This is a genomic window from Microcoleus sp. N3A4 (assembly GCF_036701805.1).
Taxonomy (GTDB): Bacteria; Cyanobacteriota; Cyanobacteriia; order Cyanobacteriales; family Microcoleaceae; genus Microcoleus.
Genome location: NZ_JAUBRJ010000025.1, coordinates 31,064 through 43,131, shown reverse-complemented (window position 1 = coordinate 43,131; position 12,068 = coordinate 31,064). Strand labels below are relative to the sequence as shown.

Annotated in this window: 10 protein-coding genes; 5 read left to right on the top strand and 5 right to left on the bottom strand. The window is 43.1% G+C overall.

Annotated features, from left to right (window positions below; all coding sequences use genetic code 11):
- The first annotated feature begins 187 nt into the window (after positions 1-187).
- On the top strand, positions 188-2,152 hold the full coding sequence (locus tag QUA56_RS16280) for a type IV secretion system DNA-binding domain-containing protein (protein ID WP_333359336.1): 1,965 nt from the start codon (positions 188-190) through the stop codon (positions 2,150-2,152).
- A 203-nt stretch (positions 2,153-2,355) separates the two neighbouring features.
- The gene (locus QUA56_RS16275; protein WP_333359334.1) at positions 2,356-3,555 is read left to right on the top strand and encodes a hybrid sensor histidine kinase/response regulator; all 1,200 of its coding nucleotides are present in this window, start codon (positions 2,356-2,358) and stop codon (positions 3,553-3,555) included.
- On the opposite strand, the gene QUA56_RS16270 is transcribed toward QUA56_RS16275, so the two are convergent.
- The 3 genes from QUA56_RS16270 to QUA56_RS16260 form a co-directional block, all read right to left on the bottom strand.
- A complete protein-coding gene (locus QUA56_RS16270) occupies positions 3,527-4,183 on the bottom strand; it encodes a response regulator transcription factor (protein ID WP_333204906.1) in 657 nt (218 codons plus the stop codon). The two genes, QUA56_RS16275 and QUA56_RS16270, sit on opposite strands and share 29 nt — an antisense overlap.
- A gap of 852 nt (positions 4,184-5,035) precedes the next feature.
- The gene (locus QUA56_RS16265) at positions 5,036-5,710 is read right to left on the bottom strand and encodes a hypothetical protein (RefSeq protein ID WP_333359332.1); all 675 of its coding nucleotides are present in this window, start codon (positions 5,708-5,710) and stop codon (positions 5,036-5,038) included.
- 120 nt (positions 5,711-5,830) lie between these two features.
- On the bottom strand, positions 5,831-6,133 hold the full coding sequence (locus QUA56_RS16260) for a hypothetical protein (RefSeq protein WP_333304952.1): 303 nt from the start codon (positions 6,131-6,133) through the stop codon (positions 5,831-5,833).
- 176 nt (positions 6,134-6,309) lie between these two features.
- Here QUA56_RS16260 and QUA56_RS16255 point away from each other — a divergent pair, with 176 nt between their 5' ends.
- On the top strand, positions 6,310-6,636 hold the full coding sequence (locus tag QUA56_RS16255) for a hypothetical protein (protein WP_333359330.1): 327 nt from the start codon (positions 6,310-6,312) through the stop codon (positions 6,634-6,636).
- 384 nt (positions 6,637-7,020) lie between these two features.
- On the opposite strand, the gene QUA56_RS16250 is transcribed toward QUA56_RS16255, so the two are convergent.
- Both QUA56_RS16250 and QUA56_RS16245 read right to left on the bottom strand, forming a co-directional pair.
- On the bottom strand, positions 7,021-8,202 hold the full coding sequence (locus QUA56_RS16250) for a hypothetical protein (RefSeq protein ID WP_333359328.1): 1,182 nt from the start codon (positions 8,200-8,202) through the stop codon (positions 7,021-7,023).
- A 215-nt stretch (positions 8,203-8,417) separates the two neighbouring features.
- Entirely contained in the window at positions 8,418-11,063 is a 2,646-nt protein-coding gene (locus QUA56_RS16245; protein ID WP_333359326.1) for a DEAD/DEAH box helicase, read from the bottom strand.
- 276 nt (positions 11,064-11,339) lie between these two features.
- Here QUA56_RS16245 and QUA56_RS16240 point away from each other — a divergent pair, with 276 nt between their 5' ends.
- Together QUA56_RS16240 and QUA56_RS16235 are read left to right on the top strand one after the other, a co-directional pair.
- Positions 11,340-11,639 carry a nucleotidyltransferase domain-containing protein gene (locus tag QUA56_RS16240; protein ID WP_333359324.1) on the top strand — a complete coding sequence of 100 codons (300 nt, stop codon included), beginning with the start codon at positions 11,340-11,342 and terminating at the stop codon, positions 11,637-11,639.
- A complete protein-coding gene (locus QUA56_RS16235; protein WP_333359322.1) occupies positions 11,620-11,976 on the top strand; it encodes a HEPN domain-containing protein in 357 nt (118 codons plus the stop codon). The genes QUA56_RS16240 and QUA56_RS16235 overlap by 20 nt, the downstream gene beginning before the upstream one ends.
- The last annotated feature ends 92 nt before the right edge of the window (positions 11,977-12,068 follow it).

Here is a 12,068-nt window from a genome sequence, read left to right as displayed (position 1 = left end):
TAATGTAGAAGGGGAAGGGGAAGGAAGGATACAGCAGAGTGCAGGTTTGTAGATGACAGCTTAGTAGCCATAAAAGCTAACAATAACTTGTTTTTCCGTTCGGTATATCTCACGGCGCAGCCTTCTTCTTCCCCTTCTCCTTTCCCCTCCCTCAATAACCTAGTTTTTCCTTCCCCTTCCCCTTCCTATGAAAAATCTTCAATTGTTTTCTCAAAACAACCCAAAATTAGTGCTTCAAGTACAAACCCAGCCGGCAACTAAACGCCCGCTTATTGGCATAGACTTTAAGGGTTTGATTGGTCAATTTATCAATCCAGAAGGACTTTCAATGCTAGGCTTATTACTAGCTTTGTTTGCTTTCTCCAAGATCATTGGAAGTGGCAAAGGGAAAGTTACTTCAGGTCGGTTGTGCGGTACGGCTGAAAAGATGGCAGCGACAGGTCTGGCCCTCAAACAAATGAAAGAAAAAAAGCGGCAACCCGTTACTTTATGGAGCGGCACGCCGACTTATTGGTTCAAAAATATAAAGGTATTGAGCGCTCAGTTACAAACGCTATTAGGCGCAAATCCTACTGTTTGGTTTCCTCATGCTGAACGCGGTACTTTAGTAATTGGTGCTCCGGGTTCTGGCAAAACCTTTAGTGTGATTGATCGGATGGTTGAGAGTGCATTTCAGCAAGGCTTTCCTGTGATTATTTACGATAAAAAAGGAGACCAGATGAAGCTGCACGCGCCCCTGGCAGTGCGCTACGGCTATGACGTGCAAGTGTTTGCACCGGGGGAAGCTTACAGTGGTACTATTAATCCTCTGGATTTTATGAGGGATGCACAAGATGCTGTAATGGCAGCAGAAATTGGGCAAGTTATTGCTCGCAATGCAAGTCCGGGAGAGAGTAAAGGTAATGAGTTTTTTGAGAAAGCAGGGGAGTTAATGGCGAAGGGTTTAGTGCAGTTAGCAAAAGGCAGTCCTTACCCGGATTTAGCTTTTGTTTATGCGATTATTCAGCTTCCCGATTTAGTTAGTCGCATTCACCATGCTGTCCACCGCCCGGAGGGCCATCCTCTCAAAATGGACAGGTGGATTGCCTCTAGTTTTTCACAGTTATTAAGTTCAAAAGATGCTGAAAAAACAGTGGCGGGTATTAAGGCAAGCGCAGAGGCAACTTATTCAAGTTTTATTCAAAAAGATTTGCTGCGGGCATTTATTGGTCACAGTACAATTCCCATTGTTTTGTCGGGCAAAAAGTGCATTATTTTTAAATTAGACGACCAAAGGCGCACTGTAGTGGGGCCGCTATTAGCTGCTGCTATTCACTTATGTGTAGTGTCTAATTTGAGTCGAGTACGTTCTGACCCATTTGTGTACTGTCTTGATGAGTTTCCGTCTCTCAAGTTCGATAGAATGGATCAGTGGGCTAACGAATATCGTTCGGCTGGTGGCGTGCCGATTGTTGGCATTCAATCCCTCAATCAACTCTATAATCTCTATGGGGATAAAAAAGGAGCGGCGATCGCAAGTGCTTTGTCAACTCATGTTTTGTTCAACCCCGGTGATTTTGATACAGCGGAGAAGTATTCTAAGCGGTATGGGGAAGTGGAAGTGCTGGTAAAAAATCGCTCTACAGGTAGCTCGACGGGGCAACAAACAAGCCGTTCTGTCAATTGGAGCGAGCAGTTGCAAAAGAAACCGCTTTTGAGTGCCGATGAGATTCTGAGGTTTCCGCAAGGGAAGTGCGTTATCACTTCACCGGCTTACAGTTCGGATTCAGAAGCTCTGTTTCCCTATCCCTTGAAAATCCCGGTTCGACAACGAGACTTAAAGCAAGCTAAAGAGTCAGAAGCTCTCTGGGACAGTCATATCTGTCCGCAGTTGTCTCAAAGAGCAGCCTTGCTGTCTGTTAACCGATTGACAGGACAATTAATTAATATCGATCAGGAATTGGAAAATCGGATTCGAGCTGCTGAAAAAATGCTGCCTCATCCCAATGACCCCGATGAACCAGTGACAACTGGAGAGGTGGAGGTTAGGAATGTTGCCAATTCTTCTAAGTCTCTGGCTGCGGAAGCATTAATTTTTAGCAGTCTTAGGAAGAAACTGCTAGATGCTGAGATTGGGAAAGAAGGGGAGGGGGAGGGGGAAGGGGAAGGGTAGAAAAAGCTGATTATTTGGGGATAATGTACCAATTGCGTAAATCCTGCTTTTATTGAATAAAGAAAAGCGAAAATTTATCCTTCCTTCTCCTTTCCCCTCGCTTTCTCAAAAGTACAAAGAAGTGAGTAGGAAGTAAACCTCTAATCCCCTCCGTTCCCTTTCTCCCCCTTTCCCCTTCCCCTTCCCCCTCCCCCTCTTAAATTATGCAAATAAAAGCTGATATTTTGATTGTAGATGACAGCCGTGACAACATTCACTTACTGTCTAAAGTGCTGGTTGAAAGTGGCTACAAAGTCAGGAAAGTCATTAGTGGAGAGCGAGCGTTAAAAGCAGTGAGCCTCCAGCCTCCCGACTTGATTTTGTTGGACGTAAAAATGCCAGGGATGGATGGCTATGAAGTCTGCCGTCACTTAAAAGCACAAGAGAATACGGCAGAAATTCCGATTATTTTTATTAGTGCTTTGGATGATATTTTTGACAAAGTAAAAGGGTTTGAAACAGGTGGCGCTGACTACATTATTAAACCCTTTGAGCCGATGGAAGTGCTGGTACGAGTGGAAGCTCAGCTAAAAATGAGCCGATTGCAGCAGCAACTTCTTTGTGCTAACAAACAACTGGTTACACAAAATAGCCAACTCGCTCAGGAAATTCAGGAAAGACAACAGGCTGAAATGGGTTTGAAAGTTTTTATGCACGCTGTTTCCCACGACTTGCGAAATCCCATTACAGGAATGTCAATTATTTTGCAATGTTTCCTCAAAGAGCAGTCAGTTGAACCGAAGAAAGTGGTAGGAGAAAATGAAGTTGTTATTGATAAGTCAAGTTTAGAAAGTATCCTGCAAAGCTGTTCGCGCCAAATCAAACTGATTAATTCTCTGATTGAAATGCAGCAGGGTGATATTGTAGGTGTCCCTTTGGAGTTACAGCCAATGGATCTCTACAGTTTGACACGCAGCATTTTCTTAGAGTGGGAATTAATGTTGGCAAAACGCCAAGTTGTCCTCAATTATCAATTTACTCCTGATTTACCTTTAGTTAATGCCGATTCCGCTCAGCTCAGGCGAGTCTTTGAAAATTTGATTGGCAATGCTCTCAAATACAATCCAATTGGATTTACGTTAACATTAGGTGCATCGCTGGAGCCAGAGGCCTCTTATCTACGCTGCACGGTGAGAGATAATGGGGTGGGAATAAAATCAGAGCAGTGTGCTTCATTGTTTGAATTGTACGTGCGAGGTAGTGGTGTTAAGCGTACTGCTGGGGTTGGCTTAGGGCTTTACATCTCGAAGCAAATAGTCGAGGCGCATGGTGGAGAAATTGGTGTAGAGAGTGAGCTAGGTAAGGGTACTACTTTTTGGTTCACTTTGCCAGTGTTTAAACCAGACCACTACGCAGGGCAATAACCGCAGCTTGTACGCGATCGTTAGTCTCCATTTTGTTGAAAATCGCTTTAATGTAACCTTTGATAGTATTAGGGCTTAAGTGCAGTTGATAACCGATATCTTTATTGCTTTTGCCCTCTGCCATTAGTTTTAATACCGTCAATTCTCGCGCGGTAAACAGGGATTCTTCGCAGTTGGTTGTGGGTTTTCTGAGATTTTGAATGACACAAGTGGCAATTTTAGCGTCTAGGTAGGTGCTACCTTCTCGGACAGCATTGATGGCTGTTAATAGCTGTTCTGTGCTAGTCCCTTTAATGCAATAACCCTCTGTTCCACAAGATAAGGAAGCCAATACTTCTGTATCACTGGTGTGTGAAGTTAGCATGAGGATGCGGGTATGGGGTAGCAATGCTTTTATTTGACTGGCAGCAGCAATGCCGTCGATATCAGGTAAGCCAATATCCATGAGGATAATATCGGGTTTTAGCTTGGAAGCTACATCTATTGCTGAATTGCCATCTTCTACCTGCCCGACAATAGTAAATTGAGGTTCTGTTGCTAGGAGTCGTGATAGTCCCAATTGCATCATGGGATCGTCTTCGACAATTAGGATGGTTGATGGTTTGGTTGCTTTTACTCCAGCGATCATTTTTTTCTCCAGATTAAAGGTAGGAGGCGAACTTTCTGCCGAAATTTGACAGAAAGCTTTAGCTCGTTCCTAAATTGTTGAACTTGTAAGCTAGTAGTGTCCTCATCTGTTGGGAAGATTTTTAATACTGCTAGTCTGTCTTTGGTTTGAGAGTCGTAGGGAGGAGGTACATTAACTATAGTTGAGCTAGTCTCCCTTGAAGTCCACCTCCCTATCAATGACCCTATCAGTAGAACATCCTCAGTTTCATACGCCCCGTTGCTAAACCTGTCATCTACCCTTCGCTGCTTAAGTGCCAGAACCATATTGGCGATCGCCCTCCAAAGAATCTATCGGACTCCCAATGGGTTGACGAAAATATTAACGCAGCAAAACTGCTTTATAAGCTATTTGCTGAGTTATCGGAAGCGCGGGTCGAGTTTAGGAAAACCAAAGACTCAAGAATGCTTACAGAATGGTTGCTTGAAAATAACCCCGATCGCTTTGCTGAACTAGCCGAATTTTTGCTAGGTATCCTTGACATGGGTAAGGCAGGGGTATCTTGACTAAAGCGCCATTTGCGATCGCCTCACTAATTTACCCACTCTTCTCACAACAGTTATAAGACGATTTCAGCGATCGCCACACACGATCGCCCTTGCCTTGCATCGATCTTACGCCAACTATTGCTTCTCTTTCAACGCGATCGCCAAGGCTTGCCTTAGCTTTATAGCAATCCGATCTGAGTCTCACAACATAACACCCTCTTGTCTTCCTAGACTTCTTGTATAGCAAGACTTTCAGATTTTACAGATATAGAAAATCACTTATGATTGCTATAGCATAATTGTCAGTTTCTAATCATTGAACGAGTTAAAGCGTAACTTCATCGATTTCATCGAAATTAATAGCAGTTGCTATTGACTCTGGTTTTGCCCCTAAAGCATAACCGAAACTAATAAATTCACTGATTGTTTGAGAATGAATTTGAGTTTGCAACCAATTTCTGGTTTGTCGATGTTGCTTAGTGTCCCAGACAAATTTAACTTTTTGTGCAGGTTGATTTGGATGCAACGCCAAAACAATTAGTTGCAGCTTTTCCGGCTCTATCTTAAAGAATTGAGCAGCTACCCATAACTTTACCCGGTCTTCCCAAGTCATTACAGGATGCCGAATCGCCCACTCAAATAGCTTTGGTCGTTCTTTGACAAAACCAACATTTGCGGGAACTTGTATTACTTTAAATGAAGGGGAAGAGTGTTTTACTGTTTCTCCCTGCTTTCTTAGGTGTAGCTTTGCTTGAATTGGAATGTCAATAAACAGTTTTCGCTGCGGTAAAAATAGTGTGGGCGATAGTTCTTTAAGTTCGTTAATCCACTGCTGCAACTGGGGATTACTATTGAGAATTGGCTCAACAGGTAATCCCATTAAAATTTGCTTGACAAGTAGTTGCAAATGTTGTTGGAGATAGTTGGGAACTAAAGATGGTTTTTGTAGTTTGTTAGGCTGGACAGTTTGATTGAGGTTGGACAGAGTAAGAAGATACATTGCTCAGAGCATAAAAGGCTGAGCAATAGTGGCGATCGCCACAGAAAAAGTCCGAGAGCGCACAATAGGATTAAAAGTTTATAGCCACATCTGCTTTACCACCATCAGGAACAGATTGGTCTAGATTTGCTGTGATCCCGCAGGAATTGTTTGACTACCGTCCCCCTGCAAAAGATCCAATTTGACGGTTGGCTGCTCGGTTTCTTCTAAAAACTGTGCCACAGATTTGATGACATCTGTTGCGGTTTTGGGTACGAGAACCAAATCTCCAGATGCCAGCATATCTAGTAGGGCACCGGGTTTTCCCTTGCCTCCGTACAAGTGACCCATCGAAGCTGCAAGCTTTTCAAGTTTTTCTGGTGTCTGTTGTGCAACTCGTGCCCGAAAAACAATGCCTGAAGGCGATCTCTGTTTCCGTCCCATACTCGACCTTATATCTGTGCTACAGTTTTAACAAGCGGTAAGCCTATACTAGAAATTGTACAAGACACGAGGTTTGGGTGGAAACTTCAGCTCGCTTGTGCTCTATCAGTTTAGGGTGCAATGACTCAAGATTTGCAGAGTATGCTATCGCTTTTGCCCCATAAATTTGACTGGTTATGCCCAAAAAGCGCAGTTGTTCCGTGAAAATTGCAACGCTGCACAGCGTGTTGCAGGATTGCTATCAACTTAAGCTGGAAGAGCTCAAGTACCTGAAGGATGCAATTGAGGTGCTAATTGACGCTGAAGAGAAAAGGTTGTCGGAGTTGGAAGCCGACTCAGACTGGGAAGAAAAACGAGAAGAAAAAATGGCTGCTACTGGTGCGCGCGGTAGTACGGGATACATCGAATCCAAGACAATCAAAGGATGCGGCCCTTATGCCTACTTGAGATTTCGTAAAGGCGGCAAGCATCATTCGTTCTATCTGGGCAAGCTCAAGCCTTAAGTTTTTAGGGTGCATAGACATTGATAGATTAATGGTTCTGGCATCCATGCACCCTAAATTATCGGCGTTTAGGGTGCATAGACATTGATAAATTAGTGGTTCTGGCATCCATGCACCCTAAATTACCGGCGTTTAGGGTGCATAGACATTGATAAATTAGTGGTTCTGACGTTTATGCACCCTAAATTGGTTGTGTAGTCGCGCTCGCAACTGAGTGTCTGACGGCGCTTTCTTCGGCTTGTTGCTTTCCGAATTACGAACTCATGCGTGATAGCTTGCCAGCAATATCGGTAGCTTGGTTGCTAACAGTGAAAAAAACCTTAAATGCGATTTACTCAACTCTTCACCTGCACCACAACAATCGTTCGATAGGTAGGTATTGAGCTAGAACTCGTCTAAATTAAACAGCGTAAATTGGTGAGGCGATGTCGTCATGTTTCTGGGTCGGCGTTTGCCCTTAACAACTTCTTGAACTAATGGATTTGAGTGAATTGATGTCTGATCATTCAAGTCAATAACTTCTGAGCTTTCTCCTGAATTTATTTCATGTTCGACTGGACAATCAGTATGATTTTCAGCCGGGGACTCGACAGGCTCAAACCACTCATTGTACCAATAAGTGGCGTTCATTGATTGAGGTCGATCGCTACTTAAAGTATTGCCAAGGAGCAAGTCAGTTTGACCCAACCACCAAATCGGAACAGCCAGCCAAGGTGCAAACATATAAAATTGGAACAAAGCGCATTTTAACAGAGTAGGGTCTATATCTTGACCGATACCGCTCAGACAGTAATTCGACTGTGTTAACATTAAAGCACCCGTACCGCACGCAGGTTCATTGAAGCTGGAAATTCGCTCTGTTTTATCACCACTGACCAACTTAGATATCAACTGGCACAAAGCTAAGGGTGTCGGATAAAATCCTGAACTTTTTTGAGCAGTCTTTCCACAAATTTGGGGTAGCAGTCTGCCCATATAATCTTCAGGATATAGCATGAGAATTGACAGGTCAAACATCTGATAGAGACGCATGGATGCACCTTCACAGCCGGCGGGTTCTTTGGGTAAAATCTTGTAAGCTGGATGTCCGAATGCGAACAAAACCCAGTCCAAGAAAAACTCCAAATAGTCCCAAGCTGACCAAGTTTTCCATTCTCCATGTTGAGGAATGCAATTGAGAGTGTTATCTAGCATGGCTTCTGCGGTAGGAGAATGCTGCCATTCAATTTGCGGAATCGGTTCTGCTGGCAAAGTTTCCTCAATTACAAATGTGGGTAACTTTTCGGGTTTTCTGTTCTCCAGAATGGCTAGCATTGGCTCCATCTTCCACCGCATCCAGGCATGACTAGGGACAGCTTGACACAAAGCCCAATAATCCCACCTTCCCCACAAACATCGGTCTATTTGTGCGAGAATTGTTAAAAGCCAGCCCGGCTTTAAATCTCGTTTGAGGTTGGGGATTAAAGCTTGTTTTTTCTTTGGTTTATAGGGTTGATTTCTGAAATGTAACAGCATTGACTCTCTAGTTTTGGAGTCAATGATTGGCAAGACAAGCTTGTTTTTCATGAGTGCAAGTCTGAAAAATGCACCCCTAAAAACCGCAGTAGCGGTTCGCACAATTCTATGTTGATGCAAGCAGCGTCTTGTTTAATAAAAACAGTAAAAAAAATTGGGAATACAGTGTAGCTTTTTTCAAACAAAAAAGCTACACTCTATTCCCCACTCCCCTCTTCCCTATTTCTCTCTCCCCATTCCCCTTTCTCAGCCGTCTATTCCACCAATTATTTTGATATTTGAGGAGTAGAAAATGCTTCGCACAGCAGCAGCCCCACCTGCTTGAGTAAAGCTTTGTTACCATCAGGGCATCCCGACTGAATCAAACATTTAGGACAGCCAGAACTGCAAGAACAACTGCGGGCTAACTCAGCAGCCGCATGAGCTAATTGAGGGAGAGAACGAAAAATAGCTTCCGAGGTTCCCGAACCCCCTTCTGCTAAATCGTAAAAGAGTCCTGCATAGTCATTTGCACCTCTCTTCTCTACTAGAAAATTCACATCATTAGGTGAAGCCAAAATAGTCAGAGGTAAAGCTGCTAAAATTTGATGGCCGAAACTGTGAATAGCCAACAAATTCGCGGGGTACTCCCACAACTGCTGATATCCGGGCTCCATCTCCTGTTGAGATTGAAGCAATTCCTGGCGAGTAGCTGTTACTACCTGTTGCAGGTAACATTCAATCGGGGAATTAAAACTAATTTGCAGTACAGGAGTCGCAAATTTGATTTCGTAAGGTTGCTCAAAGTTTACCTCATTAAGAACCGATGTTAGCTCAGCAGAGCGAGTTCTCTTGCCACAAACAGGACAGGCAGTACATTTTGGTAAATGCTCTTTGTAATTGACACACTTTCTATTGAGACAAGTTAACTCGTAATTGCGAGTTAATAATTGATAACCAGTGACGAGTTGGCTAATTTCTCCCCAAACCAGTTCCAGAATAGCTTGAGCTGGAATTGCCTTACTATCCGTTGAATTGGTTTGAACATTTCCTTCAACTTCTGGAATGACCAACGGGATTTGTTGAGGCAAGCTCAAATTCTGTTTGAGGCTGGTATCAGTGTGGCTAATCGCTACAGTAAACAGTCGAGTTTCAGGGGTGTTTTGCAAAATAGCTTTGCCATTCAAGAGCGAGCGCGAAGTATAAGTCACCAAACAGCCGTCTGAGTTTTGCGTGCGGTAAATAGCACCAGGAAATACCTCTCGATAAGCAATCTCCGCACTGAGGACTTCAATCTCTTCTTGAGTCTCCGCATCCACCAGTTGTATCGTGCTAGAACCCGTTCCCCCTCGAAAGTTTACATCTTTATGGGGAAAGCTCTTAGCCCATAATTTATCCCGGCTTCTGTGAAGAACACCTTGCTCAATTAAAGCCGTTGCAATTATATGAGCGCTCTTGCCAAAGTAGTGCTTGAGCTTACTGACAGGAATGCCTGTTTCGACAGCCGCGCACATCAAATGTTTGGCAATATCTATGGGATAATTGGCATTAAAGCTCACCAATTCAGATTCGGCTGACACTAACAATTCAGGGCGATCGGCAAAATAGTTATCCAAAGGCGATTGTGCAATAGGAATGAAGACAATTAAACCGGAGTTTGCGCGACCGGCCCGGCCAGCCCTCTGCCTAAAAGCTTGCAAGCTTCCCGGCCATCCCCTAATAATAGCAAAGTCAAGTTGAGGCAAATCAATTCCTGCTTCGAGAGCGCTAGTGCTGAGGATACACTTAACTGTTCCTGACTGCAAAGAGTTAATAATTTCCATGCGGCGCTCGCTTGTTAAACTGCCGTAGAAAATTGCTACTTGCAACTCAATTCCACAGTTAGTTTGAGTTACAGCTTCTTGCTTAAAAGTTGCCCACAAGTTCTTAATTGCTTGTCGGCCGTTACCGAAGCAAATTCCGCTTTGCCCTTGCTGCAACAAAAACATAATGATGCGAGCAACATCGGAATTAGCATCATGAGTCGGTTTAGTAACAATTAATTGCCGTTCTGGGACAGCAGCTCCGCTAGAGTTAATCCAAACTAACCGCTCGGGTTTATTGATATTTCGCTTTCGACTTCTACCAGATAGTAACTTCGCTAATTTAACTGGATTGCCAACGGTAGCACTCAACATCAGGAATTGCAGTTTTTGAGAACAACCTCCGCGCTCGTCTACTGCCAATTTTAATCGGCGAATTAAGCCAGCGATGTTAGCTCCGTAAACTCCGTTAAAAGTGTGAGCTTCATCTAGGACAATATAGCGGAGGCGACTTAAAAAATGCTGCCAAGGCTGACTCCAGTGAACGCCTTTCAGCGCATAGTGAATTAACTCTGGTGTTGCGCTGATTATGCTAGGATTTGCAGCTAATAATTGTTCTCGGGTTTTGGGGGGAGTATCTCCAGTTAGAAGGGCAAGGCGCGGGCGCGCAGGCTCAGGAATCAGTTGGAGCAAATCGGCAAGTTTTTGACTTTGGTCGGCTGTTAAAGCTTTCAAGCCATAAATAGAGAGTGCAGTAAATTGATGTTGGAGAATGCCCTCTAAAATAGGCAAGTACGCACTTAAAGATTTGCCAGAAGCTGTTGCTGTGCTGAGGATGACATCTTTGCCCTGGCGCACGGCTTTGAGTGTTTTAATTTGGTGCGAATAAAGCTGTTGAATGCCTTGGCGGTGCAAAGCAGAAATTATTGAAGGCGGCAAGTCTTGAGGAATTTTGTAGAGCTTAGGAGTTATAGCAGGCGCGATTGTCTGATAAATAACCTCTTCGCCTAAAAACTCACACAAATCGGCTGTTGCAGTTGGCTGCAAGTGGCTTGCTTCTGGGAAGTTATTTTGGTGAAAATCATGTCTGGCTATTAGCTGGGAAAGAAGGTTGATATAATTGGGAGGCATTGGTCACTCTAAGAATGAATCTTTTCTCTTTTACTACCGATAGGTAGGAAAAAGAACGAGAGAAGAAATTCCAAAAAAACCAACTGGGAGTCGGACTGCTTTTGGTAGGAATTACAATCTTTGAGACTTGGGATGATCTTGACAGACTTTACAATTATGCTAGAATAAATTTAATTGATTAAAAAAAATGCAATTTATTCCTATTTGAGACTGGTCTGAATTACAAAAAAATTAATAAAGGAGCCTTGATTGAGTATGATAGAAAGGGAGAAAATCATGCAATTAAGTCAGGCTATTGCTAATGAATTTCAGCCAAAAAAAATTATTTTATTTGGCTCCTATGCTTATGGAAATCCTCAAAATGACTCGGATGTAGATCTGCTAGTGATTTTGCCATACAAGGGGAGCAATTTTCGTAAAACTTGGGAAATTTTAAATAAAGTTCAACCAAAGTTTGCCATAGATTTGTTAGTGCGAACTCCTGTAGAGATTGAGCAACGCCTAGCCTGGAATGATTGTTTTTTACGAGAAATTATAGAAAAAGGAAAGGTGATTTATGAATCCGCTAACAGTTGAATGGGTTGATAAAGCTGAAGGGGATTTTACTACGGCTTTGCGGGAATTACGAGCGAGGAAATCTCCCAACTATGATGCGGCGTGTTTTCACGCTCAACAATGTGTTGAGAAATATCTAAAAGGGCGTTTACAAGAAGCGGGAATTAGTTTTAGTAAAACTCATAATTTGACATTTTTATTGGATTTACTTTTACCTGTTGAACCTAATTATGATATTTTTCGCCAGAAACTTTTAGCGTTAACTGCTTTTGCGGTTGCTTATCGTTATCCAGGGGCTTCTGCTGATAAGGATACAGCACGTCAAGCATTAAAATTTTGCAAAGAAGTCCGGCAATAAGTGAGGTTAAGTTTGGGATTAAATCCATAAAAATATAGCAGAAGGAAAGGAAGAATGTTAGAGTGGCGAACGTTACCCCAAAACAAAAAAAA